24 protein-coding genes are annotated in these 23,534 nt (G+C 62.0%); 9 read left to right on the forward strand and 15 right to left on the reverse strand.

Going from position 1 to position 23,534, the window contains the following annotated elements; all coding sequences use genetic code 11:
* From P8L30_13340 to P8L30_13370, 7 genes are read right to left on the reverse strand one after another with little or no spacing between them, the layout of a single operon-like run.
* Positions 1 to 963, reverse strand: coding sequence for a DUF1684 domain-containing protein (locus tag P8L30_13340; protein MDG2241180.1), 963 nt, complete (start codon positions 961 to 963; stop codon positions 1 to 3).
* 8 nt (positions 964 to 971) lie between these two features.
* Positions 972 to 1,376, reverse strand: a complete 405-nt coding sequence (locus P8L30_13345) for a hypothetical protein (GenBank protein ID MDG2241181.1) — start codon at positions 1,374 to 1,376, stop codon at positions 972 to 974.
* Entirely contained in the window at positions 1,366 to 1,788 is a 423-nt protein-coding gene (locus P8L30_13350; protein ID MDG2241182.1) for a hypothetical protein, read from the reverse strand. The genes P8L30_13345 and P8L30_13350 overlap by 11 nt, the downstream gene beginning before the upstream one ends.
* Positions 1,789 to 1,799: 11 nt before the next feature.
* On the reverse strand, positions 1,800 to 2,708 hold the full coding sequence (locus P8L30_13355; GenBank protein ID MDG2241183.1) for a cyanophycinase: 909 nt from the start codon (positions 2,706 to 2,708) through the stop codon (positions 1,800 to 1,802).
* Positions 2,705 to 4,201: a sodium:solute symporter family protein gene (locus P8L30_13360; protein ID MDG2241184.1), complete on the reverse strand. Its 1,497-nt coding sequence runs from the start codon at positions 4,199 to 4,201 to the stop codon at positions 2,705 to 2,707. Before P8L30_13360 ends, P8L30_13355 begins: the two co-directional genes overlap by 4 nt.
* 16 nt (positions 4,202 to 4,217) lie before the next feature.
* The gene (locus tag P8L30_13365) at positions 4,218 to 4,448 is read right to left on the reverse strand and encodes a hypothetical protein (protein ID MDG2241185.1); all 231 of its coding nucleotides are present in this window, start codon (positions 4,446 to 4,448) and stop codon (positions 4,218 to 4,220) included.
* 54 nt (positions 4,449 to 4,502) lie between these two features.
* Entirely contained in the window at positions 4,503 to 4,658 is a 156-nt protein-coding gene (locus tag P8L30_13370; GenBank protein ID MDG2241186.1) for a hypothetical protein, read from the reverse strand.
* Between the two features lie 370 nt (positions 4,659 to 5,028).
* On the opposite strand from P8L30_13370, the gene P8L30_13375 reads away from it, so the two are divergent.
* Together P8L30_13375 and P8L30_13380 are read left to right on the forward strand one after the other, a co-directional pair.
* The gene (locus P8L30_13375; GenBank protein ID MDG2241187.1) at positions 5,029 to 5,535 is read left to right on the forward strand and encodes a hypothetical protein; all 507 of its coding nucleotides are present in this window, start codon (positions 5,029 to 5,031) and stop codon (positions 5,533 to 5,535) included.
* A 228-nt stretch (positions 5,536 to 5,763) separates the two neighbouring features.
* Complete coding sequence (locus P8L30_13380) at positions 5,764 to 6,501, forward strand: hypothetical protein (protein ID MDG2241188.1); 738 nt, start codon at positions 5,764 to 5,766, stop codon at positions 6,499 to 6,501.
* A gap of 98 nt (positions 6,502 to 6,599) precedes the next feature.
* Here P8L30_13380 and P8L30_13385 read toward each other — a convergent pair whose 3' ends face one another.
* From P8L30_13385 to P8L30_13415, 7 genes are all read right to left on the reverse strand, one after another.
* Positions 6,600 to 7,937: an AMP-binding protein gene (locus P8L30_13385; protein MDG2241189.1), complete on the reverse strand. Its 1,338-nt coding sequence runs from the start codon at positions 7,935 to 7,937 to the stop codon at positions 6,600 to 6,602.
* Positions 7,937 to 8,833, reverse strand: a complete 897-nt coding sequence (locus P8L30_13390) for a 1,4-dihydroxy-2-naphthoate polyprenyltransferase (protein MDG2241190.1) — start codon at positions 8,831 to 8,833, stop codon at positions 7,937 to 7,939. The genes P8L30_13385 and P8L30_13390 overlap by 1 nt, the downstream gene beginning before the upstream one ends.
* The gene (locus P8L30_13395; protein ID MDG2241191.1) at positions 8,824 to 9,387 is read right to left on the reverse strand and encodes a peptidylprolyl isomerase; all 564 of its coding nucleotides are present in this window, start codon (positions 9,385 to 9,387) and stop codon (positions 8,824 to 8,826) included. Before P8L30_13395 ends, P8L30_13390 begins: the two co-directional genes overlap by 10 nt.
* Before the next feature lie 113 nt (positions 9,388 to 9,500).
* Positions 9,501 to 10,340 (reverse strand): 1,4-dihydroxy-2-naphthoyl-CoA synthase, encoded by an 840-nt coding sequence (gene menB, locus P8L30_13400; protein MDG2241192.1) that lies wholly within the window; start codon positions 10,338 to 10,340, stop codon positions 9,501 to 9,503.
* A complete protein-coding gene (gene menD / locus P8L30_13405) occupies positions 10,333 to 12,114 on the reverse strand; it encodes a 2-succinyl-5-enolpyruvyl-6-hydroxy-3-cyclohexene-1-carboxylic-acid synthase (protein MDG2241193.1) in 1,782 nt (593 codons plus the stop codon). The genes menB and menD overlap by 8 nt, the downstream gene beginning before the upstream one ends.
* On the reverse strand, positions 12,107 to 13,525 hold the full coding sequence (locus tag P8L30_13410; protein ID MDG2241194.1) for an isochorismate synthase: 1,419 nt from the start codon (positions 13,523 to 13,525) through the stop codon (positions 12,107 to 12,109). Before P8L30_13410 ends, menD begins: the two co-directional genes overlap by 8 nt.
* 256 nt (positions 13,526 to 13,781) lie before the next feature.
* On the reverse strand, positions 13,782 to 14,336 hold the full coding sequence (locus tag P8L30_13415) for a DUF6174 domain-containing protein (protein MDG2241195.1): 555 nt from the start codon (positions 14,334 to 14,336) through the stop codon (positions 13,782 to 13,784).
* A gap of 167 nt (positions 14,337 to 14,503) precedes the next feature.
* Here P8L30_13415 and P8L30_13420 point away from each other — a divergent pair, with 167 nt between their 5' ends.
* The 7 genes from P8L30_13420 to P8L30_13450 all read left to right on the forward strand — a co-directional run bounded on the left by P8L30_13420 (position 14,504) and on the right by P8L30_13450 (position 21,903).
* Entirely contained in the window at positions 14,504 to 16,459 is a 1,956-nt protein-coding gene (locus P8L30_13420) for a hypothetical protein (protein ID MDG2241196.1), read from the forward strand.
* On the forward strand, positions 16,459 to 17,379 hold the full coding sequence (locus P8L30_13425; protein ID MDG2241197.1) for a hypothetical protein: 921 nt from the start codon (positions 16,459 to 16,461) through the stop codon (positions 17,377 to 17,379). The genes P8L30_13420 and P8L30_13425 overlap by 1 nt, the downstream gene beginning before the upstream one ends.
* Before the next feature lie 23 nt (positions 17,380 to 17,402).
* Positions 17,403 to 19,448, forward strand: coding sequence for an Ig-like domain-containing protein (locus P8L30_13430; GenBank protein MDG2241198.1), 2,046 nt, complete (start codon positions 17,403 to 17,405; stop codon positions 19,446 to 19,448).
* A 9-nt stretch (positions 19,449 to 19,457) separates the two neighbouring features.
* Positions 19,458 to 20,261: a hypothetical protein gene (locus P8L30_13435; GenBank protein MDG2241199.1), complete on the forward strand. Its 804-nt coding sequence runs from the start codon at positions 19,458 to 19,460 to the stop codon at positions 20,259 to 20,261.
* Between the two features lie 115 nt (positions 20,262 to 20,376).
* Positions 20,377 to 20,730, forward strand: coding sequence for a helix-turn-helix transcriptional regulator (locus tag P8L30_13440; GenBank protein ID MDG2241200.1), 354 nt, complete (start codon positions 20,377 to 20,379; stop codon positions 20,728 to 20,730).
* The gene (locus P8L30_13445; GenBank protein ID MDG2241201.1) at positions 20,727 to 21,506 is read left to right on the forward strand and encodes a hypothetical protein; all 780 of its coding nucleotides are present in this window, start codon (positions 20,727 to 20,729) and stop codon (positions 21,504 to 21,506) included. Before P8L30_13440 ends, P8L30_13445 begins: the two co-directional genes overlap by 4 nt.
* A 1-nt stretch (position 21,507) precedes the next feature.
* Complete coding sequence (locus P8L30_13450; GenBank protein MDG2241202.1) at positions 21,508 to 21,903, forward strand: MotA/TolQ/ExbB proton channel family protein; 396 nt, start codon at positions 21,508 to 21,510, stop codon at positions 21,901 to 21,903.
* A 91-nt stretch (positions 21,904 to 21,994) separates the two neighbouring features.
* On the opposite strand, the gene P8L30_13455 is transcribed toward P8L30_13450, so the two are convergent.
* The gene (locus P8L30_13455) at positions 21,995 to 23,494 is read right to left on the reverse strand and encodes a sulfatase-like hydrolase/transferase (GenBank protein MDG2241203.1); all 1,500 of its coding nucleotides are present in this window, start codon (positions 23,492 to 23,494) and stop codon (positions 21,995 to 21,997) included.
* Between the last annotated feature and the right edge of the window lie 40 nt (positions 23,495 to 23,534).

The following is a 23,534-nucleotide window of genomic DNA, read 5'->3' on the forward strand; positions in this document are numbered from 1 at the left end:
CTAGCGCTTCCATTCCATTTCACCCGCTTCGACGGCTGTAGCCAACCGGTTGTCCCGAGACGGCAGCGGGCAAGTCGCGAACGGCGTCCATACGCACGGAGGGTTATACGCCAAGTTGAAGTCCAGAACAGTTCTGCCTGCCTCGTCCGGCGCCGACACCCAGACGTAGCGGCCGCCGCCGTAGCTCGTGGATCCACTGGTCTCGTCGGCGAAGACGAGCATGAAGCGCTCGGCGTCCGGATCTCCCGTAACGTCGAGCGTGTGCTTTTCCCCATCAAGCCAAAACGCCACGTGCGCGGGAGACTCCCGCTCTGACACGGTGCCGACCACGTTAGGCACGGCAACGGTCTTCTTATGGGGAACCCACTGAGCCGTGACCCGCCAGTCCCTGGTGATCGGATAACGATCGATGCCGGTAAAGGCTTCGTACACTGCATTGCTGTTATCCCGAACCCGAAGCGCGAACTGGCCGTTTCTGCGCACTTGGATCCAGTTGATGTCCCCATTACGAAGCACCTTGGACTTCCCAGGACCTGCCGAGCCCATTTCCGCCGAAGTGACGACGGGATCTCCCGAGATGTCAGGTGGGAAGGCTCCGGAGCCGGCCGGGAGGTTGAGCGTCGAGTCTACGCCCTGGGTAACGGTCACTCCCTCCGCAACCACGAAGGTCAGCACATCGTCCTGCACGACGGCCGTACCTACGAACGGTGCGGCCTTCCCTTCGGGCAATACCAGGTCGCTGGACGGGTCAGAGCCGACGGTCGTCTCGCCTTCTTCCAGCCAATGAAGCGCAATCAGAGCCAGCCATGAGTCGGGGGCTTCGAGCTCGGCCACGCGGGCGTCGTGAAAGCCCTGCACGGATGCAGTGTGTTCCTCCTCCTCGACGGCGATGTGCTCGGGCGGGCCCTCGCAGGCCGCGAGCAAAAGCGCGCCCATCATCATTCCCGCCCGACTTGGCTTCAAGGACCTCATCATCCGTCTACCCTCGCTGTAAAGAGGCCGAGCGGGATGTATTTGTCCCACACAGCCTCAGCGTACCGCGTTGAAAAGAACCGTCCAGCAGAAAAGACCATGCCGCCCCTCGCTTCCTTTGCGACAACGCCCGGAAGGCTGGACTCCACAGCGTATAGCTGATCATCACTCTGAGGTACGATCACGATCTCCAACATCTCGTGCTCGCCGACCTCGCCCGTCACATACTGAGTAATCATCCCCGTCAGCTCTTCCAGGACGACTTCCTCTTCCGGCGAGACCTTTGAATCCGCTTGGACAACGAGGTGGAGGACATCGAGCAGCTCCTCAGCCTGCTCCGCCGGCGGCTTGATCGCGAGATAATCCTCGGCGCTGAAGCGCAGCATGACAACATCACCGGGCACATCTTAGCTCCCCTTCCTTCAACGAAGGCGGCTCGACCCGCCACCGCGCCGCGAACTCCTCGATCATCTCGATCTCACGGGCGACGATGTGTTTGTCCAAGGACGCCATCGCTTCGAAGACCTTGATCAGCTCCTTGGCACCGGTGGGCTGCGCCAGAGACTTCACGAGATCACCGGACTCCTTCCCTCCCAGGCTCAATGCCCGCGCAAACAACTTGAGAAATCCCTCGCCACGGTTCTCAGTGACCCACAGCCCCGAACCAACCAAAATGAAGACGATTCCGGTCAGGATCCCGATGGCGACCTTGCTCGCCGCCGCCCAATTCTGGTTTACCAGAGCGAACTCGACGAAGAACGAAAAGCCGGTGGCAAGCCCGAGCAGCCACTCATTCAGTGTGAGGAAGGTCTCCATGTCAGGCTAACTCAGTTCCCCCAGGGTTTCTTTTCGACGCCCGGCCCCGGGCGCAGTGTCTGCGCTCCGCGCGTCCACTGACGAGTCGCCAGGTTGAAGCGGTCGCCCGACTTCATGAAGTAAAACTTCCCGTTGTCGCCGGTCGTCATCTGGTTGTCGTAGATCAATACCTGTGACGCTCCGATAACCTGGAAGTTGTCGCCCTGTACGATGATCGCTGTGTTCTCGTCGATTCCGATACCGAGCAGTTCCGGACGGGCCTCGATGAGCTCAATGATGTCGAACTGCCTGTTGCGGGCCAGGACGTGCTGGTCAATGCCTACGTTGCGTAGGTATCCGAAACCTTCCTCGTGGTCGCCCATCATGATCTCGCTCGTTCGGGTGTCGCCCCGAACGAGATACGAACCTTGAATAGACGCGCCAGCGGACGAACCCCCGATCACGCCACCACGATCCAGGACCGCACGGATCTCACGCTCGGTTTGTGTCCCGCCATACGCGTCCACGAGGCGCCACTGCCGTCCGCCAAAGAAGAACACGGCATCCGCGGTCTTGAGCGGAGCGACGAATTCGTCCGAATCTGCGACGGCAGGATCCGTGGTGTGGAGAACAGTCAGGTTGTGTGCGCCATTCTCTCGCCACGCGTTGAGTCCTTGGTAGTACTTGTCGTATTCCTCCGCACCACCGGCCGTTGGAATCATCACGATGTGCGCACCCGGCCCGCCAGCGAGTTGGATAAACCGCTGGAAGATCTCCGGCGAGCGCATGGCACCGCCCACGATGACCAAGGACCCGTTCTCCGGTCCCACCTGCGGCGGAGCTGGGGACTGTTGGAGCTGAGCCGACGCCGGCACAGCAGTGATTGCAAACAACAACACTGCGATCAGCTGCTGACGCACCTTCTTCGAGATCGTCTTCATTTCCCGTCTCCGTATACGAACCGCTCCACTTCACCGTGGACGCGTTCAATGGTCTCAGGTGACGGCGCCTCGGTGAACGCCGAGACGTTCATCGCAACTGCCGTGTTCACCAGGAGTCCCCAAAGACCCCCGTGCATTCCCATGGGGTGCGGTGACACCCAAAGCGTGATGTACAGCGTGACCATCCCGGCAATGATCCCTGCCACGACGCCCACGCGTGTGAGCGTGCGCCCTCCCGGGAAACAAACCCCCAGAATCGCGGGCATGAGCTGAAGCGCACCAGCACCGGACAACGTGACGAGCACCACGAGGAAGTCCGCAGTGGTCACGGTCAGGAAGTAGCCGACGACCAGCAGTGCCACGATGATCACGCGCCCAACAGTCACGTAATGCGCCTGACTCCGGTCAGGCGCTACGTACCGCTGGTAAATGTCCCGTGTGAGGACGGTCATGTTCGCATGCAAGATCGAGTCGAGAGTCGACATCGCCGCTGCGGTGGCCCCCGCAAGAATCGCCCCGGTCAACCACGGGGAGGCGTATTGGAAGAGCAGCTCCGGAAAGATCCGATCTGCCGCCGCGCCCTCGAGCCCTGGCATGACGATCGCACCGCCCAGGCCGACAAGCGCCGCCGGGAGGTAGAGCGTCATGAGATAGATGGGCGTGGTCGCGCCCAACAACTTGATCGTCTTAGCGTCCACTGCTGTGTAGTAACGGATCAGCATGTGCGGTTGGAACACGATGCCGAACGAGAGCATGATCGACATGCCCACCCACATGCCCGGCGAGAAGAAGCCCTTAGGTCCCGGGAGCGTTGTGAGGTCTGGCCGTTCCGTCATCACGGCCTGCCAAAGCTGGAGCGGACCGCCAAACAGTTCGTACGAGAGCACGATCGCGCCCACCCAAACCGCGACGTACATCCAGATGCCCTGGAGTACATCCGTCCAGTAGACCGCCCGCAATCCACCAGCCATTAAGTAGAACGCCGCCACGACCAACAGGATCAGCGTACCGAGGTTGAGGGACACCCTGCCATCGGTCGCGATATTGATGATGTACCCGAGCCCCTGCGCCTGGACTTGGATGTACAGAATAGTGAAGAGCACCGAGACGACGGCTACGGTGACCCGGACCGCCTCCGACTCATAGAAGTCGGCAAGCATGTCAGCCGGTGTGATGTAGCCGAAGGCTTTGCCTAGCGCCCAGATGCGAGCGCCGATCACATAGGTGATCGCACCCACCAAGAGCGTCCACGTACCGGCAGCCCAAAAGCCGACTCCGTGCGTGTAGAAGAAGCCGCCGGACCCTAGGAACGCGAACGCCGAATGGAACGACGCGACCACGGTCAGATACAGGACGACGAACCCGGCTTTGCGGCCGTAGAGGAGGAAATCCTCCATGTCCCCGCTCAGCCGCCTATTCGCGACGACCCCGAGAACGATGGTGAACAACAGGTACAGGACGATCAATCCTGTAGCCACGACCCAAGATTCCACTAGGCCGTCTCCCTCATCAGACGCCCTTCCTAAGTGCCCAGATGAGCACCCCAATCAGCGCCGTATAGATGACGAGTAAGGCGACGTACAGAAACGGGAGTCCCAGGATTGTCGGCTCGACACGATTGAGCACCGTATGCGTGACGGGAGGCATCGCGAGTAGGAAGATCGCCAGAAAAGCGATCGTCGCGATCCAGCCCTCGCGGGTACGCGGGACGAAGTGGGAAGGTCGTTTGGGTTGGTCCATGTCAGGCGAACATGGGCGGGGCGCCCTCATCGCAGCAAGGGTGTCCCGTAAAACCTATTCGGCCCTGAGCGCCTCAGCGGTATCGACCCGAACCGCACGACGCGCCCACACGTAGCTCGCCAGCATGAGGATGGCCATGAGAAGGACGGCACCAACGCCGTATGTGAGTGGGTCCCACGGCGCCGTACTCCACAAAATGGACTCGAGCATTCCGGAGGCGAGCACCCTTCCCCCGACGCCGTCCGGAGGCCAAGTTCGCGATTCCGGTCCGCAACAGATCGGGACACACTTTCCCACCTACCCACTGCGGCAAGGAGAACCGCAACCCAAGCAAAGACGGCGAGGGACGCCAGGATCACAGACCGTGCTCCGACGGAAACTGAGGTCAGTGTGTCCATGGTTGCTGCAAAATGGATGGGCAAAGTGGCCTCGAGCTCAGCCAACCAATGGACGGCCGCCAGAGGGCGTTAACCCGGGGGGACCCCCAGGCCTTTCATTCTTGGTGCGACTTTTGCAAGTTCGAATGAGAGAGCAGGTCATGATTGGCTCCTGCCATCCCCCTAATTCGGAGAAGATTTCCATGCATCGCATCCTCGCATTTGCCCTGTTGGGCTTCTTTGCGGTGGCCACAACCGAGGCAGCCGCGCAAGACCCCGGAGGCGATCCGACCTACGGCGACGTCTCCTTAGACGCCGGTTTTACTCCAGATCCATGGGAGATGGATCTCACCGCTGGCGGTTCGATTTCGGTGGACAAGGGAAGCTGCAGCTACGGTGAGGTCGCAGACGATCCTGACGTCGACCTCTATTGGGATGGCTCCGGCTCTACGCTGTACATCTACGTGATCGCGGGCGACGACACGACGCTCCTGGTGAACATGCCCAACTCAGACTGGCGTTGTGACGATGACAGTTACGGAGACGGCGACCCGATCCTCGAGATCCCGAAAGCTCCGGACGGTCTCTACGACATCTGGGTCGGCACGTATGCGGACGAGATGATCTCGGCGACGCTCTATATCTCGGAGCTCGATCCACGCGAAAGCCCCGAACAGTTTTGGGCGACGGCGAAGAAGATCGAACGCTAGAACAGCGTTCCGCGCAGGCACAGCCCCGGGGCGAATCAGTCGCCTCGGGGCTGTTTTGTGTCCCCTTCGGATGTCACCTCAGTGGGACGACAGGCCCCTCCCGAGCGGAAATAATCCGCCGCCCAAGACACGCTAACTCGTTGTAACCAAGCTACTTACACCTCTCGGCGCAGTCGGGCACACCTTATGCTCTCTTTGGCCCCAACGAACTCACTAGGGGAGAAGATCATGAGACGCCGTGCGGTGTTGGGGATGATGCTGGTTGTCGGGCTCTTTTCGACGGCAGTCGAGGCAAGCGCGCAGCGCAGGATACATACGCAGCCTGCTGGCCACTTCGACTTCAGCTTTCTGGTGGCGGACGCCAAAGGAGAACTCGGCTACTTCTTCGATCAGGCTTTCGGGGCGCAGATCGGTTTCGCCTTCCCGATAGACGAAGACGGCTACGTGCGCCTCAAAGTGGACGGGGGCTTACTCGTGTATGGACTCGAGCGCCAGCGCTTCTGCCATGCCCTCCCTTTTGGGTGCCGGATCAACGAGGACCTCACCACCACGAACAACATCGCCTTCGCGGGCATGGGTCCGGAAATCGTCTTGGCCCGTGGCGCGGTCGAACCCTATGCGTTCGCCACGATGGGTCTGTCGACATTCTTCACGAGCTCCTCATTCGGTGATGACGAGTACGGCGACAGCTTCAGCACGACACATCTCGCCGACGTCATATTCGCCTGGCGCGCCGGGGGCGGACTCAGAGTGCGAATCGCGAACGGCCACAAGCCGGTGTCGCTCGACTTCGGAGTAGAACGTCACGAGAACGGAGTGACGGAGTTCCTAACCAAGGGCGACATCGTCGATCACCCGGACGGGAGCATCTCGCTCTTCCCGAACGTGTCCGAAGCGAACCTGCTGACATTCAGATTCGGCATCTCCATCGGATTCCCACAGCAAGGAGATCGCCGCAAGAAATAGAGGCTGTCGGGTGTGGGCCGTTCCTGTTCCGGACCGGTCACCAACCCCTGGATCTGGTCCATGCTCGCAGCCGTTTCCTTGTTGTGTTCGACCTCACCCTAGGCCTCGGCGTCGCGCAGGAGCGCAGCCACCAACAAACGATCCACCTTCCCGTTGGCATTGAGCGGGAGCTCGTGATCGATCAGCCAACGACGGGGCCGCTTCGCATCGCTCAGCGCCGACCTGGCATGCTCGTCCACTGCATCGAGGTCGAATTCTCCCTCGACGCCAACGACGAAGGCACCAACGATCTCACCCCACTCGTCGTCCGGAATCGCGGCCACCACAGCGTCCACCACCGCGGGGTGGGCACGTAGAACCTCTTCAACTTCAATCGCATCAACGGTCACACCTCCTGAGATGATCCTCTCCCCCCGGCGGCCTGTGACCCATAGGTGTCCATCCTCGTCGATCCGCCCTAGGTCGCCCGTGTGGTACCAGCCATCGTCGCCGAGGATGCGCTCCTCATCTGCTCCCACGTACCGCTCTGCCAGCGTGGCCCCACGAACCATGATCTCGTCGTCCGGTGCGATGTGTAGTTCTGTACCGTTCAGAGGCGCGCCCACCGTTCCTGGCTTGAGTCGGGTGAGCGCCGGGGCCGCCGTTGCCACCTGAGACGTCATCTCGGTCATTCCATACGTGAGGGCGATCGGCCAACCGAGGCGGCCGGCGCGGCCCACGAGTGCCGTTGGCGCGTGAGCTCCCCCTGTCAGAACACACCGAGCCGTCTCTGGGGCCGGTTCATCTCCCCGTTGGTCCAGGAGCTTCTTCAGTTGAATGGGCACCAACGACACGTGTGTGACCGGCCGGTTGTATCCAAGGGGCAGTCCTCTCCCCTCGAGGGCCTCGTCTAAACGCCGAGCGTCGAACGCACCCAGGACAACAAGGTCGCTCCCGAGCAGCAGGGCCCGGACGAGCAACGCCAAGCCGCCCACGTGCGCGAATGAGAGTGACGCAGCCCACACGTCGTCATCCGTGAGCAGCAACCGAGCGGCAGATGCTTCGGCATTAGCCGACAGCCCCGCAAACGATACTTCGACCCCACGGGGGTGACCCGCCGTGCCCGAGGTCCACACGATCGCCTGTGCCTTGGAACGCACGCCAGAGAGTCCTGCCTTGGCCGCAGCAAGCTCTGCCGGGGTCAATTTGGGATTCAGCGGCGCAGGGGTCACCCCCAACTGCCACAACGCCAGTATGTCGATCACCGAGTCGGCGTCTTGGTGAACCACCAGCGGAAACACTTGGCCCTGTTCGGTCAACCCCTTCAATTCGGTGGCTTTCTGGCGAGCTGCGACCTGGAGACCTGCTAGGGTCCAACCGGTATCCGGCGACACCAGCGCGAGACTCTCCGGGTCCGCTCCCCTGTCCAGAACTGCCTGAAGGACGTCCGTCGCCATCAGCCGAACGCGAGCCCCGCTCCGAGAAGCACGCCATAAATCGCTACGATCCGTGCCGTCTCGCCCAGGGCAGGAAGCAGCTCTCGCGGATCCGCAAAGCCCAACACCTTCTTCAAGGGCGCGACGGCCAGAGGCGCGACAAGCAAAGCGGCGAGCGTGGCCAACGGCCATTCATACACACGCCACCCGATCACGGGCACCACGACGGCGACGAGCAACATCAAGACGTACTGGATCTTGGTACCCGTAGCTCCCAAGCGGACCGCGAGCGTCCGCTTGCCGGCTAAGGTGTCGGTATCGACATCGCGCAAATTGTTCACCACCAAGATCGCGGTGTTCAGAGTGCCAAGCGCGGCACCAGCAATCCAAACGTCGGGTGGCCAATAGAGACCCTGAACGAAAAAGGTCCCGCTCACGGCCACAAGCCCGAAAAAGACAAACACGAAGACGTCGCCGAGCCCGTGGTACGCCAGCGGAAACGGCCCGCCCGTGTATAACACCGCACACGCCACCGAGCTTAGTCCGATCCAAACGATGGGCCAGCCGGCCACCCACACCAGATAGACTCCCACAAACAGCGCCGCTCCGAGAACGGCGTACATCCCTCGCTTCACCGTCGCAGGCGGAAGAATTCCTGCCTGCGTCACCCGAATGGGCCCCACCCGCGCGTCCGTGTCACCGCCGCGTACGAAGTCGTAATAGTCGTTCGCGAAGTTCGTCCCGATTTGGATAAAAACCGCGCCGATGAGCGCGGCCAACGCCGGAAGCGGCGCAAACACTCCATGGAACGCGGCCAGACCCGTTCCGGTCACGACAGGTGCAAGAGCAGCAGTCAGCGTTTTGGGTCGCGCCGCGAGTATCCAGGCCTGAACTGGAGAGATGTCGATCAGTTCCACCACCGCACAACCCGCGTGCTCACGATTGAGTCCAGCTGCGGAAAGTGCCTCTGCAGATAGGCATTCCCTACTGCGCGGATCGAGTCCTGCCGCGGCGGACTCGGACGATACGCCGAGTAGATCCCGTCCACGACTTCGACGCCAGTATCGATGCGACCGACAGGCGGAAAGCCGACCACGCCGGAGGACGCGTAGGCGTCCAAGCGCGCGTTGTCAGCGAGATTCACGAACATTTGGATGGACCGAGTCTCCGGGCCACTGCGAGCGAAGGTGACCGTCCCCCTCGCGTTGCTCTCCACAACCGGCTCATCGGCCACCCCATTGGGGTGCCAAATCGAATCGAGGGCTGGATCTCCGGAGAAGCCCCATTGCACGACAAAGCCCGGCTCCACGCGGTAGAAGCGCGCGCCCGCGTAGTAGTCGTTCGCCATGAGAAAATGCGCTCGGTCTACGGCCAACGGGGACCATGCGCGAATCATGGTGATCTCGAACGCGCCCTCGCTCGTCACGACTTCAGCGACGAACGAATCGGGTGCCTGTGTCAGCTCAGGCATGGGACCCCGCAACGGATCGGACGCAGATGTCGCGCACCCGCTGACGCCTACCAGGGCGACAACGACGAGTGCCCCTAACGACCGCACGATACGCATCGACCGATCAGGCGCGTCTACCAAGGCAACCAAGGATACTGCCGGAAGTTCGGCTTGCGCTTCTCTAGATACGCTCGTTTTCCCTCGCTGCCCTGTTCAGTCATGTAGTAGAGCAGAGTCGCGTTGCCTGCCAACTCCTGGATCCCTGCCTGGCCATCTAGGTCGGCATTGAAGGCGCTCTTCAACAGTCGGATGGCGAGTGGGCTCATGTCCAGGATTTCCTGGGCCCACTTCCATCCCTCGGCCTCGAGGTCATCGAGCGGCACGACCTTGTTGACCATGCCCATCTCGTACGCCTCGTCCGCGGAGTACTGACGGCAGAGGTACCAGATCTCGCGAGCCCGTTTCTGCCCAACCATACGCGCCAAATAGGACGAGCCAAAACCTCCGTCGAACGAGCCGACGATGGGGCCCGTTTGCCCGAATACCGCGTTGTCTGCAGCAAGAGTCAGGTCGCTCACGATGTGGAGGACGTGTCCGCCGCCAATCGCGTATCCGGCGACAAGCGCGATGACCGGCTTGGGCATCGAGCGCATGTAACGCTGGAGTTCCAGGACGTTCAGGCGGGGCACTCCGCTCTTCCCCACATATCCTCCGGCGCCGCGCACTTTTTGATCACCACCAGCGCAGAACGCCCACTTTCCGTCTTCGGACGGACCATTCCCAGTGAGAAGCACCACCCCGATCTCGGGGTCTTCCCCGGCGTCCTTGAAGGCCTCCTGCATCTCCAGAAGCGTGTCCGGACGGAACGCGTTCCGCACCTCAGGACGATTAAACGCGATACGAGCCACACCATTCGATTTATGAAAGGTGATGTCCTCGTACTGCTTGACCTCTTTCCAGTCGGGCTTACTCATCGAGTCGTATTGGGTTGAGTGTTTGTTGGGCTGAGCCAAGCGCCTCGCGGACGGCGCGTTGGACCGCGTCTGCAACGTCGCGGCGTCGCTTGGTGCTCTCGGCGCGTTCCGTCCTTACGCGAATCACACAGCTGCCGGCTGAGTCAAGCGCTTGTCCGACCGCCTCGTCGAGCGCTTCGATATCGCAGTCACGGAAGGGAATGTTGTGCATCGCAGCCGCGTGTTGAAAGTCCAGACCGTGCGGCGTGGCGAAGAAGCGAGTGAAATCAGGCTCGTGGTCCGCAATCGGGAGCATGTGAAAGATCCCGCCGCCGTCATTGTCCACGAGCACGAACACCACCGGGGCGTCGTCTTCACGACTCCACAGCAGGCCATTCTGGTCGTGGAAGAACGCCACATCGCCAATAAGGCATACCGTGGGGCGCTCAGACGCAGCAGCAACACCAAAGGCGGTAGACACCACCCCGTCGATGCCGCTTGCCCCTCGATTCCCCAAGACGTGGAGCGCTTGCTGTCTTGGGTGCCCGAACGCGTCGAGATCCCGAACCGGCATGGAGGAAGACACGAACAGGCAGGCGCCCTCGGGGAGCATCGCACTGAGGACCCCCGCGATGTCGCCTTCGTGTTGCGGGCCTTGGTCCGCCGCCTGTGCCGCGAGCGTCGTCGCTTCTGCGACTCGCCAAGAGTTGCTCCATGTGTCTTCGGCGCTGCGATCAACCAATTCTGCGACCGCGTCGAGCGTATCCGCGGCATCGGCGTGGATGTAGTCCGTCGCACCGGCCCCATGGTCCTTCCAGCGACCACCCCCGTCGACAACGACGTGGCGGACTCCGTTGTGCTGGGCCATCCACTTCTGCAGAGCAACAGATGTGGGTGACGCCCCGACGCGCACGATCAGGGAAGGACTGACAATCCTGCGGACGTCCTCGTCTCGCAGGAACAGGTCGTACCCCGCGACGACATGCGCGTCTGATGCCGGACCATACCGGACACCCGAGAGCGGATCCGCCAGGACCGGAAAACCCGTCACGTCCGCCAATGCAAGGACTGCTGATCTGAGCCGAGCGCATCCGCGCGTTGGCCCTGCGATGATCACACCCCGCGGCGTGTCGAGTGCTCCGACTAGCGACTCGATCGCCTCGGGAGACGCCTCTCGTCGTCCTGAATCGATCCGTACGAAGGGCGCCTCGTCCGGACGACCCTGAACCACCATAGAAGCATCCATGGCACGAGTCGGTTCGAGCGGCTTGTCGAATGGGAAATTCAGGTGGACCGGTCCTTTCCAGTCACTGGAAGCCGTGGCGACGGCACGTGCGGCGAGGCCGCGCAGGTGACTGAACGCGGGCTCGCTCGCCACAGGCGGCGCCACCTCGAAGAAGTCGCGCACAAAAGGGCCGAACAGCCGGATCTGGTCGATCGCTTGGTTTGCGTCAGAGTCACGCAGATGATGCGGCCGATCCGCCGTCAGTACCAAGAGCGGGGTCTCGCTACCCGACGCTTCGATGACCGCCGGAAACACATTGGCTGTCGCGGTACCCGAAGTGGTCACGATGACCGCCGGACATCCCGTAGCCTTGCCGACGCCCAATGCGAAGAAAGCTCCGGAGCGCTCATCGAGATGGACTCGACACTTGAACCGATCGTCGCCGGCGAACGCCATGACCAACGGGGTCGACCGAGAGCCCGGAGCAACGACGACCTCGCGGACGCCACAGCGCGCAAGTTCGTCGCAAAAGGCGCTGACCCAGCTCGTTGTCGTAACGCCGCTATTCATGTTTGAAAGACCCGATAGCTCCGCTCAGGCCAGCTGCTTCGTCGCTCTGCTCCAGCACCACCCCACTCTCTTCCAGCGCTCCGAGCATCGGCTCAAACTTGATGGCAGTCTCGCCCCACTCGAGCGCTGGAACGGAGCCCTCGACGATCCCAGCCCCGGCGAATAACCGCCAGCTTCCTCCTACCGAGACACCCGTGCGCAAAGCAGGGGCGAAAATTCCGTTCTCTTCTGCATCGAACCAACCCACGGGACCCGCATACCAGCCACGCTCGAAGGGTTCCTCCTCGGCAAGCACTTCCATGGCGGCATCACGGGGCAACCCGCACACGGCGGGGGTCGGGTGAAGAAGCCTGAGCAAGTCGAGAACGCCGACATCTCCGGGGACACTGGCTCTGATTTCGGTCTCTAAGTGTTGAATACGAGCTAGAGTCAGCACATGGGGCTGTGGGTCGGTCCGGATCTGACGGCTCACCGTCTCCAGCCGACTGACCATGTCGTCGAGCGCGATCCGCTGCTCCACTCGGTCTTTTTCAGACGCCAGTAATGTGGCAGCGAGCTCGGCCTGTTCCCGAAGCGATGCTCCACGCCGGATCGATCCGGCCACGGCAGTCGCATGGAAAACGCCATTACGGAGCGTCGCCACAGTCTCGGGAGCCGCGCCGACGAGGGCAGCACCCGGCTCGGGCTCGAACATGAAGACATGGCTGCCGCGGTTCGCCTCCCACAGGTGCGCCACAACATCGACCACATCGACGGCATCATCCAGATCGACGTCGCGGATGCGGGCCAAGACGACCTTCGCCACCCGACCCGCCCGGACCGCGGCAAGACACTTGTCTACAGCGCCTTCCCAATTCCTGCGGTCGGTGTCGATCCGCCTCCCAATCACCTGCGCGCGGCGAGGCGGCGAAGTCTCCGCCATGCTGGCCAACTCCGCACGTAGTGCCTCGGCTCGGTGCCTGAGTCGAACGAAGACGTCCTCTTCTTCGCCCTTTTCCACGATGGCCCGAGCCGTCAGCCAGGCGTCGCCACTGGCGTCACCTTCCAGCTCGAAGAGCGGCACGTGGAAAAGCGAAGACGGGAAGGACTCCCAGACGCCTTCCGGCTTGTGGTCCGCCCGAAAGGAAAACCCTCCGTAAAACCGGATCCGCGGGGCCCTCGCCGCTCCGGCCGGCAGCACCGGCGCCATTGATATTTCCCTGGCCTGATTCGCGACCAGGTCAAACCGATCTCCGGCGTCGCCATCCGGGGCACGTAGCTCCACCGCCACACCACGGTGGGCGACCCAGTGATGCCCGCGCGCCCAGAAGCCACGAGCTTCGCCGGACGCGTGCCTGAGGAAGGCGTCCGGTCGTAGGTCGGGAGCTGGAATAGTGACGGTGGCCAGGCGCCGCATGGGCGTTCGGTTCAACGGATCTCCACGCTGAAAGCACGACGGACCGGCTTAATGGCCGGGCCACCAATATAGGTCGCCTACGGCAAGGATGAAGGTGTTTCTAGCCGACGCCGGAATCAGCCGCCGTCGGGGCCTGGTTCGACTTCTCTGCCGAATCGGCGAATGAAGACGGCATTCGAGCCTGGATTGAGCTCCCCTGCCGCCGCATCCTCAGACAATCGCATCCCGATTCGACGCGTTCCCGCGAAGTCGAGACCCGTCTCGCAGCTCCCTATCTGGCGAAAGCCGGCTGCACCGATTCCGTCACGATGAAGCCAAGTTCTTCATCTGCCATGTTTTCCGAATAGTCGATCCAAAAATCGATGGGCACACCGTTGACGGGATTGTAGGTCACGCGGATCTCGTGGGCTCCCTCGTTCATGGCATCGCGAAGCACGTCGAACAGACCGTCCACGTCCGGGAACCAACCCCGAGCGTCTCCCGTGACCGATGCGCCCGAGTCCACATAGATCTGAGCGACGATTTGGCCGTTGATCACCGTGATCCGTACGGGACCGCGAGCCTCGGAAGAGCAGAAGCACTGCCGCTCGATCGCGAAAGCGTAGCTGTTCGGGCCCAGGTCGTTCCATAACGAGACCGCATCGGCCAAGTCGTCGATGCCGGTGATCGGTCCTGTGTTCGAGCAGGCCGCGGCGAGGAGTGCCACCGCGACGAAGGCCATGCCACGCCATGCCTTCGCCCGACGCGTAGCTCTGCTCACGGTGCACGCTCGAAATTCCGAGACCGTTGCCATGTACAACCCCCCCACCATCCAATGTCTATTCACCTGATCCCTCCGTTTGTCATCGCCGTCTTCATATTGGAACGCTTCTGTGGGCCTCACTGTGACATAAGGCTTCGAAAGGGGTTTCGCCGGCCTGTCCTGAACGCCCATCTTGCGGCATACCGGATCCAGACTTCGTGTCGCTCCGCCCAATTCTTAGAGAAGCACCCATGAGTAACGACGAGGCCCAACCCGCAGCCTTCCAGGCCGCACCACGCCCACTTTCTTGGCCCCCTCCGGGCTTGGAACCCCTGCAGGGCAAGCTGTGGAGAGCCATCGGCATCAGTTGGACCGGAAGTGTGATTCTCGTGCTGCCGCTGTTGTGGGCGCTCGCCGTCGAGCAACCGTTTTACAGCCTCGGCCCGTTTGAAGGCAACTGGCGAGTCGGCTTAGGCATTGCGGTCCTGGGCGGCATCATCATTCTGTTTGCGTTCGGGACGTTTTTCGGCGTCATGAGGGCGGCAGGTCAGGCGGCCGACCTCGGGTACGGAACGATGACCATCGCAGAGGTGGTCACGGACCTATCGCGCGACGCGGGTTTCTTGATTCAGGGCAAGCGGCACTTCGGTCTTATCGATTCGGGCCGGCGTGCGGCGGTAGTGGGAGCACGCCTGCGAGGCGCAGGGCTCGTTCTCGCAGCCGCGCTTTGGTTCGTGGTGGGGTTTGGTCTCTCCGTGATGTTGGCGGCTCGTGGCTTTGTCACGCCGTCCGGGATTTGGCTCATGACGTTGGGCCCGACCGGCTTCATGTTCGTGACTGGATCGGCGATTCTGCTCATGCAGGCTGGCACGGTGCGCACCGCACGACAGTCCTGGAACGCGCAAGAAGGGGCCGACCGGGTCGCGAGGGAGAGCGCTTCATGGGGTCAGGCGCTTGATCAGGCCGGAGACGCTGTTGTCCTAGGTTCAGGGCCCAAGGGTGAAGGTGCCAAGTTCCGCGTGGGCGCGACCGTCGTCGTCCTACTATTCATGGGTGCCTTCGTGCCCACGATGACGCTTGCGATAACGACATCCATCGGTCCGATACTCGCGCAGATCGCCGTCCCGGCCTTCCTATCGGTTCAGGAAATGGCCGGCGGGACCGAAGTCCTTCGGCGCAATCAGGTCGATCCCGATCCGTCGATCACTCCCTCCGTTGCCGGAGAGGCACTGCACAGCATCGCCTTCGTGGGAGGAGGGACACCAGAAGCGTGGGAGAACGCTCCTAGTTCCACATACGAGACCGGTTGGTTCCCGACCGACTTCTTCCCTGATGCGTTCTCGGAGACCGTCGCCTCAGACCTCATGACCCGACGTCTGGACGACTTTACCGACGAGGAAAAAGCTGCCATGCGTCAGGCTGCTGCCCATCCTGCGCACGCGGAATTCCACACACTGGCTCGTGCTGCGCTCGTGGACATCGTGAGTGGTCGTTGGGTGCTGCCCTTCCCTGACACGATGACCTTCCAGGACCTGCCCTGGCCGCGCTTCCAGGCGTACCGCACTGCCGGGCTCGCGCAGATATCCAAGGCTGCCGTCGAGGTGGCAGATGGAGATTATGACGCGGCAGAGCACACCCTTGAAGAGCTGATTTCGACCGGATTCCTACTCATCGATCAGGGCCCGACGCTCATCGACAACCTCATGGGCGTGGTTCTTGTGAATATGGGGGGCGACGCCTTGACGGCGTACTACCACCGCGTCGGTCGGGATCGTGACGGGGACGCCCTCGAATGGGCGAGAGAAGCTGCGCTGAGTGCCGCGAAGAAGGCCCGTGCCGGCGTGATTCCCGAGGACATTCATTCGTTATTACAGGGAGTCCCAGATCTGATTCAGGCAGAAGACGCGCTGCGCGGACTTCGCTGGGAGTACTTCGCGACGTTCAACATGCTGGCACCGTGCATCAACCTTCACAAAATGGTGTTCGGTCCGGACGAGACCTACGACGAATGGTCTGACGACGCGCGCGAGGCGTTGGTGCGCGTGAGGGGCGAGCGTGATCTCTACGAACTTGCAGAAAGTGGTGCACTGGGTGCTGGAGCCGTGGAAATGGACGGGTTCATGCCTCGCTTCCTGAGCCTCACGCTCGGAAGCCGCGGAGCCCCGGGCAGTTGCGCATCTCTGATTGTATCGCTGGGAGGCGGTTGATGAACTACCAAAAGTGGGGCGTCCTGGCGCTGGCGGTTGTTGTGGCCGCATGCGCTGGTGGAGAAGAAGCTGAGCCCACGGTCGCGGCCGGTCCGACCCTTCCACCCGGAACGGATGTGTTCTTGGCTACACTCTCAGTGGATGCCCAAGGGATGCCGGAGATGGGGGCGCTCGACAACGCCACCAATCGAGCCGGTTACGACAATCAGCCCTACTTCACGCCGGATGGCTCTGGCTTCTGGTATACGGTTGTGGATGACCATACCGGTCAGGCCGACATCTACCGGTATGACATGGAGCCGGAAACGGTCGCACAAATCACGTCGACCAATCCCGAGAGCGAATACTCGGCGACCCCGCTCCCCGACGGATCGGGTCTTTCTGTGATCCGAGTAGAAGCCGACTCGTTGCAGCGCCTGTGGCGGCTCGACGCCGACGGCTCCAACGGTGAGGTGCTTCTTCCGGAGCTCGCACCGGTCGGTTACCACAAATGGGCGGACGATCAAACGCTGGTGATGTTCGTGCTGGGCAGCCCCGCGACCCTTCGCATGGGGAACGTGAACACGGGAGCGGTGGAGACAATCGCCGAGTCCGTCGGTCGTTCCATCCACTTAATCCCGGGCTCGGCCGACCTCAGCTTCGTGCAGCGACACGAGGATGGTTCGAGCACCATCATGAGGCTCGATCCGATGACTGGAACGGTGGAGTCGATCGTCGACGCAGTGGACGGTGGTGACTTCCATGCATGGACACCGGCCGGCGTCCTGCTGCAGGGCAACGAGACCAAGTTGTTCGCATGGACCGCAGACTCGGACGGCTGGCAAGAAGTCGCCGACTTCGCGGATCAGAGAATCGCGATCAGTCGTCTCGCGGTGAGTCCCACCGGGGGCCACATTGCCATCGTCGGAGAGGCCAACTAGCGAACCCGAAGGTAGGAAAACTCATGTATCGTAGCATCGCCCAAGCGTTCGTCGCGTCTCTCGTACTCGTGTATTCCCCACTGGCGGCCCAACAAACCGCCGATCAGGTCACACGACTCGTCCCTAGCAGCGCCACAGTCACCGTTGCCGCTGGGGATCAGGTCCCGTTCACAGTGCAGGCTGTAGACGCGAGCGGCACGACGATCCACGTGCCGTTGCGTGTCACGGGGCCGCGGGACGCGGTAGACATCGAAGACGGCGTGGTCACCGGTCTTGAGCCGGGCGAGTACGAAATCGTTGTCACGATGGTCGTCGAGGCAAACTCTGAGGTCGCGCCACTCACGATCCGTGTGCCGTTGGTCGTCACGTGGCCTCTGCCAAGCAGCGTCCAGGTCGTGCCGGCCGCGACGCTCTATGACGGAACGACTGTGACGCACTCGGCGTCGGTGCACCATGCGGATGGTTCAACGCGGCCGGACCCGCAGATCTCATGGGAGACCTCGAACCCCGCGGTAGCGACGGTCGACCGATTCGGAAATGTCACGGCCCACAGTGTAGGTCGTGTGACGATCACCGCTGATTTCGAAGGCGTCTCCTCTTCTGTGGCCCACGAGGTCGAGGCCTTCCCCGGGGTCGAGATCGAACTCATGGGTGCTCCCGACGAGCCCACCCGGACGGGCGATGTGATTCGCTTCGAGGTAGTGGTCCGCGACGCCAACGGATCCGTGGTCGAGGATGCCCCCGTGGCTTGGTCCCACGGATACACGGCGACCGCCGGCATGTTGGGCGTGTCCGCGACCGGGCAGATGCATGGCAGCGCATTTGTGGCTGACGTCCCGGGAATTCACACCGTGAGTGCCACGGTCGGATCGCTCCAAGCACGCGCTACGTTCGAAGCCAACCCTCGCGACGTGGTTCAAGAGGTAGAGGTCGTGGGACACGGGCTCGAAGACTGGTATCGCACGACGGACATCTGGGTGTTCGAAGGTGTAGACGGCCGTGACTACGCCATCACGGGTTCGAAACTCTCTGGAGGGTTCGCCTTCTTCTACGATGTGACCAATCCGGCCGCGATCATGAAGTACGACTCGGTCCAGGTGGACGCCCGCACCATCAACGACGTGAAGGCGTCACCAGACGGTCGGTACGCGGTCATTTCTCGTGAGGGCGCCACCAACCGCCGTGACGGATTCGTGATTCTCGACATGGCCGACCCGACGAACCCCACCGTTGCCTCGATCTTTGATGAGGGCATCACGGGCGGGGTTCACAACATGTACGCGCAAGACGACCTGCTCTTCGCACTCGCGGGTGGCGACAAGTACGTCATCATCGATATGACGGATATCTACGCTCCCAAGTACCTGTCGGAATACAACCATCCTGACAGCCGACTCCACGATGTATGGGTCAACGACGGACTCGCGTATTCGTCCGAATGGGGCACCGGCGTCGTTGTGGTAGACGTGGGCAATGGCCGTTGGGGGGGGTCTCCGAACAACCCGGTGTTCGTGAACTCTTATGCGACGCCGTCGGGCAGGACCCACGCGACCTTCCCCTATTACTCGGAATCCACCGGAAAGACGTACCTCTTCTTGGGTGACGAGATCATGAACCGTCGCGGCCTCGCCTGGGCCGGATATCCCGGCTCCATGGGTTCATACCAGCGCCAGTACGACCCGACGGACGGGACGGGCGGGATCCCGCTGGTGACCCGTGGCTACATCCAGATCGTCGACTTCACAGATCCGGAAAACCCTGAGATGGTCGCGCGCTACGAGGTCCCTGAGTTCGGGACACACAACCTGTGGGTCGAGGACGACAAGCTGTACCAGGCGTACTACGAGGGCGGGGTCCGAGTCGTCGACGTCAGCGGTGAACTCATGGGGAACCTCTATACCCAGGGCCGTGAGATCGCAGTCTTCAAGTCCGCCTCCCCCGTTGGATATACACCTAACGCGACCATGGTGTGGGGCACGCAGCCGTTCAAGGGTCACGTCTTCTTCAGCGATACCAACTCCGGCCTCTGGTCCGTAAGGTTGTTGCCAAAGACGCGGCCTATCTCGTAACCTTCTCCCATGATCAAACGCCTCTTCATACTCGCCCCCACCCTACTTTTCGTCGGTGCCTGTTCGGATGCCACCGCGCCCACGCTCGAGGCGATCGACGACCAAATCGTCGCGCAATTCGCCGAGCAAGTTGCGGAAGCAGCCGATGTCAGGCTGCCCCACCTGGGCGCGCTGATCCGGGCGTCTCGCAAAGCGATTCAAGCGAGCGACGGCGGACATGAAGAAGCAGTGCGGTTCTTTCGCCAGGCGAGGCGCCTAGCCGTCGCTGCGGAAGACTCCGCTACAGCAGGGGCAGAAGAAGCAGCACGGCGGCTGAACCAAGCGAGTTACCGCCGGACTCTCCAGGGGGTCGTTTCCTCCCTCGGCGCCGGTGCAGTGTCAGAGGCCCTCGCAGGCTCTGCCGCAGGCCTAGCACGCATCAATGACCGGCTCGCAGACCGCGAGGTCCCTGCACGTATCACGGCATATCTCGAGCGCATCGGTGCCCGCATTACTCTCGGTGAGACAAAGTTGGGCGAAGGTGAGGCTGTGGTCGCACTTCACCACGCGCTTGGCACCGCTGAGGCGATCCGGCATCTCTCACCAAACTACGTAGCCCGGAAGTGGATCGCAGAGGCGAGCCGACTCTTCCGTTCGGCTCGAGTCGCCGTTGGAGACGCACCGACAGAAGAAGAGGTGAAGGCGCTTCGACAAGCCTTCCGCCTTCTGAACGTTGCGCGAGACGCACACTCGGCTAAGGAATTCGGGCGCGCAGTCAACGCGGCGACCCGTGCCGCGACGCTCGCGGCTGGAGTACTTCAGGGCCGCAGCTAGCGGAAGTTCACTCGCAGGAACTCTTGCGGGACTCGTCGCGTATCCCTATATAAAGATCGTCGATATAAAGACTGTCGATATTTAGAGTGGCGATACGGGCCTCAGGGAGATCCGAATGAGTGAAGAAGACTTCGACGTGCAAGGCTTCGCGCGGGACATCAACGAGCTGCTGGTCCTGTCTACGCTTCAAGGAGGCGCGAAGCACGGGTACCAGATCGCTCTCGACGTAGAAACAGAGAGCAACGGCTTGTTCAAGTTCCGCCACGGAACGCTCTACCCGATTCTGCATCGGCTGGAGGGTGAGGGGCTCATCAAGGGCTCCTGGTCTAAGGACGGCGGCCGCCGCCGGAAGGAGTACGGACTCACCCCTACCGGTCAGAAGCACTTTTCAGGCGAGACAGACCGCGTCGGCGATGTCGTCGCTCGGCTCATGGACGTATTGCAAGGTCCCGGGCGGTCCCTCGCTTGAGTGCCCGGGCAGAGGTGGCCTTCGCGCCCGAACTCCAAACCCTCGGCGAAAAGCTCACTGTACCGATCCCCGATCGCGTCCGGATCCTCCGCGAGCTGTCCGGGGACTTGCACGCACTCACCGAACGGCTCGTCGCAGACGGTGTCACTCCGGATGAAGCAAGGCGGCGGGCCACCCAGGCCCTCGTTCCCGACGAGCAGACGCTGCGAGCCCTCGAGCGCCTCCACGAGCCGCTTTACGTGCGCCTCACGCGACGCATCGATCCCTCGCGACTCCGCACATTGGAGCGCCGAGGGTTGGTCGCGGCGACCGTCTTCATGGTGGGTGCCAGCGGCCTTGCACTCGCCAGTGTCGACGTCGTGAACGCAGTGTCACGGTTCCAGTGGCCCGTCATGATCGTCGGCGGCCTGACGTTCGCTGCGGGCCTGGCCAAGGCCTTCGAGATTTGGATCAAGGGCGACCACTCGAGGATCCGGCGTGGCCTCAGCGTAATCCTCTTCTTGTCACTATCCCAGCTCGCGATCGTGACGCTCGGCGTCATGGTCGACCTCTACGTCGCAGCATCAACGGTCGAATCGACCCCGGCGTTAGCCGAAGCGACCATGTTCGGATGGATCTTCGCTTCCTCCCTGCTCATGGCGACGGGACTCCTCTTCGCTCTAGCGGGGACGCTCGCGTGGTTCGTGATCGACCACTGGGTGACACACATCGAAAGTGCACATCGAGAAGTCCTCGGCCTGACCGGTCCGGGCTCTTACAAAAATGGAGACGCATGATATGGAAATGCTTTGGGAACAGATGGGGTTCATCCGCTGGCCGATTTCGTTCGCGGCGCTGATGATCGCAGCATTAAGCCTTTATTCGACCGCCCAAGTGTACAAGCCCGGTGCGTGGGCGAATCTGAAGACGAAGGTGTTCATTGACGGCGTACTGTTTTGGGGCGGCTTCGCAGTGGTCGCCGGCCTGCTCGGCTCGGTCCTCGGGGTCATCATTTCCTTCCAATCCATCGAACAGGCTGGCGCGGTGTCGCCTACAATCATGGCAGGCGGCATCAAGGTGGCAACGCTGAGCAGCGCAGCGGGTCTCCTCATTTTGGCCGTCGCGTCCCTGATCTGGTTCACGCTTCAGTTCCGCTGGCGCATGCTGCAGGCGAAGGAAGCGCAGGAGAACTAGCGTCGGAAGAAACACCAGACGCAGAACGCCCCGCGAGCTATTCGGCCCGCGGGGCGTTTCCGTTTGGATCGGGGGCGCTGAAGTCCCCCCGCTAGTTCCCCAATCCAAGAGCTCCGAGGACGTGCTCGCCGAGTTCAGCTCGCAACTCAGTCCGGACTTCTGCCAGGGCAGGATCGCCTACTCGGTTCTCGACCTCATACGGATCTGACTCTAGGTCGTAAAGCTCATCCAAGTCCGGATGTCGGACCCAGTGGATGTACTTGTACCGGTCCGTGCGGATGGCGCGGTAGTCCATGTCCATGAGATGCGGGAACGGGTTTTCGTACGTGTAGAACTCCACAAAGATCGACTCACGCCACCCCTCTGTGTCTCCGAACATCACCGGCACGAGTGACCGACCTTGGATGTGGTCCCCAATGGGGGCCCCGGCCAAATCGAGGATCGTCGGCGCCAAGTCGATCGTGCTCGAGAGGGCCTCTGGCGTCGAGCCAGCGGACGCGGCGGCCGGGTATCGGACGATGAACGGGTTACGGATCCCTTCTTCATACGGGAGACGCCGTTCCGTGGTGAGGCCGTGTTCGTCGTAGAAAAAGCCGTTCTCGCTCGTAAAGATCACAACGGTGTTGTCGAGGATGCCCTCTTCCTCCAGCACATCCAGTACGCGACCTACCCCCTCATCCACGGCGAGCATCATCTCGGCCCGGTCGCGGATCGCCGTTTCGCCGATCTCCGGCGATGGAATCGACGCGAAGTCGGCCTGTCGACTGCCCGTCGCGCGCCACGCAAGCGCACCCTGTATGGCGGGCTTGTCGTCCAGGTCCGCAAGCGTCTCGATCGTGTTGGGGCGCCTGGGGAACACCTCATCCGCATAACGACCTTGGTGGCGTGGGGCAGCTACATACCCCATCGGGGCACCCGGCGGCACTGACCCATCATCGAGCTGCTCCACATCCGGATGGATCGCCTTGTGGGCCATGTAGATCATAAAAGGCCCATCACGCTCCTGACGGATGAAGTCGATCGCGCGGTCGTTCAGGATGTCGGTTGTATACCCTTCCACGAGATGAACACGTCCGTCCTCATACAGCTCGGGGTCAATGGACCGCCCCTGCCCTGGCTGCCCAACCCAGTAGTCCCATCCGTCGCGTGGCGTGGGGTCGTTCCCCATGTGCCACTTCCCGAGGAAAGCCGTCTCGTAACCCACGGTTTGCAGGGCCTGCGGAAACGTCTGCAACCCGAAGCTGGTCCGCACTCGAGCCACATTGTCTACGATGCCGTGCTGGGACGGGTATTGGCCCGTGAGCAGCGAGGCCCGGTTCGGCGAACACAACGGCACGGCATGAAAGGAATTCATGAACATCGCGCCCTCCGCAGCCAACCGATCGATGTTCGGGGTCTCCAAGTAGGGATGCCCCGCGGCTCCGAACTCGTCGAAGCGTAGGTCGTCTACGACCACCACCACGAAGTTCGGGTTGTCCGGAAGATCCCGTGCCTGTGCGTTCGTCGAAGCCGCGTCATCCGTGGCTTGTGGAGCGCATGCCGTGACGATCAGCGTGAGAACGCCGAACGCCGTTCGTGTCGATTTGTTCATGGCGCCCATTGTACGAAAGAGGCCCGGGCATCGCGACCAT

Source organism: Longimicrobiales bacterium (assembly GCA_029245345.1).
Classification (GTDB): Bacteria; Gemmatimonadota; Gemmatimonadetes; order Longimicrobiales; family Gaopeijiaceae; genus CALFPJ01.

Bases quoted from the DNA above. Each gene is read 5' to 3' on its own strand.
- P8L30_13350 (MDG2241182.1), bottom strand. From the start codon at position 1,788: ATGGAGACCTTCCTCACACTGAATGAGTGGCTGCTCGGGCTTGCCACC.
- P8L30_13355 (MDG2241183.1), bottom strand. From the start codon at position 2,708: ATGAAGACGATCTCGAAGAAGGTGCGTCAGCAGCTGATCGCAGTGTTG.
- P8L30_13365 (MDG2241185.1), bottom strand. From the start codon at position 4,448: ATGGACCAACCCAAACGACCTTCCCACTTCGTCCCGCGTACCCGCGAG.
- P8L30_13370 (MDG2241186.1), bottom strand. From the start codon at position 4,658: ATGCTCGAGTCCATTTTGTGGAGTACGGCGCCGTGGGACCCACTCACA.
- P8L30_13375 (MDG2241187.1), top strand. From the start codon at position 5,029: ATGCATCGCATCCTCGCATTTGCCCTGTTGGGCTTCTTTGCGGTGGCC.
- P8L30_13380 (MDG2241188.1), top strand. From the start codon at position 5,764: ATGAGACGCCGTGCGGTGTTGGGGATGATGCTGGTTGTCGGGCTCTTT.
- P8L30_13385 (MDG2241189.1), bottom strand. From the start codon at position 7,937: ATGGCGACGGACGTCCTTCAGGCAGTTCTGGACAGGGGAGCGGACCCG.
- P8L30_13395 (MDG2241191.1), bottom strand. From the start codon at position 9,387: ATGCCTGAGCTGACACAGGCACCCGATTCGTTCGTCGCTGAAGTCGTG.
- menB (MDG2241192.1), bottom strand. From the start codon at position 10,340: ATGAGTAAGCCCGACTGGAAAGAGGTCAAGCAGTACGAGGACATCACC.
- menD (MDG2241193.1), bottom strand. From the start codon at position 12,114: ATGAATAGCGGCGTTACGACAACGAGCTGGGTCAGCGCCTTTTGCGAC.
- P8L30_13420 (MDG2241196.1), top strand. From the start codon at position 14,504: ATGAGTAACGACGAGGCCCAACCCGCAGCCTTCCAGGCCGCACCACGC.
- P8L30_13425 (MDG2241197.1), top strand. From the start codon at position 16,459: ATGAACTACCAAAAGTGGGGCGTCCTGGCGCTGGCGGTTGTTGTGGCC.
- P8L30_13430 (MDG2241198.1), top strand. From the start codon at position 17,403: ATGTATCGTAGCATCGCCCAAGCGTTCGTCGCGTCTCTCGTACTCGTG.
- P8L30_13435 (MDG2241199.1), top strand. From the start codon at position 19,458: ATGATCAAACGCCTCTTCATACTCGCCCCCACCCTACTTTTCGTCGGT.
- P8L30_13440 (MDG2241200.1), top strand. From the start codon at position 20,377: ATGAGTGAAGAAGACTTCGACGTGCAAGGCTTCGCGCGGGACATCAAC.
- P8L30_13450 (MDG2241202.1), top strand. From the start codon at position 21,508: ATGGAAATGCTTTGGGAACAGATGGGGTTCATCCGCTGGCCGATTTCG.
- P8L30_13455 (MDG2241203.1), bottom strand. From the start codon at position 23,494: ATGAACAAATCGACACGAACGGCGTTCGGCGTTCTCACGCTGATCGTC.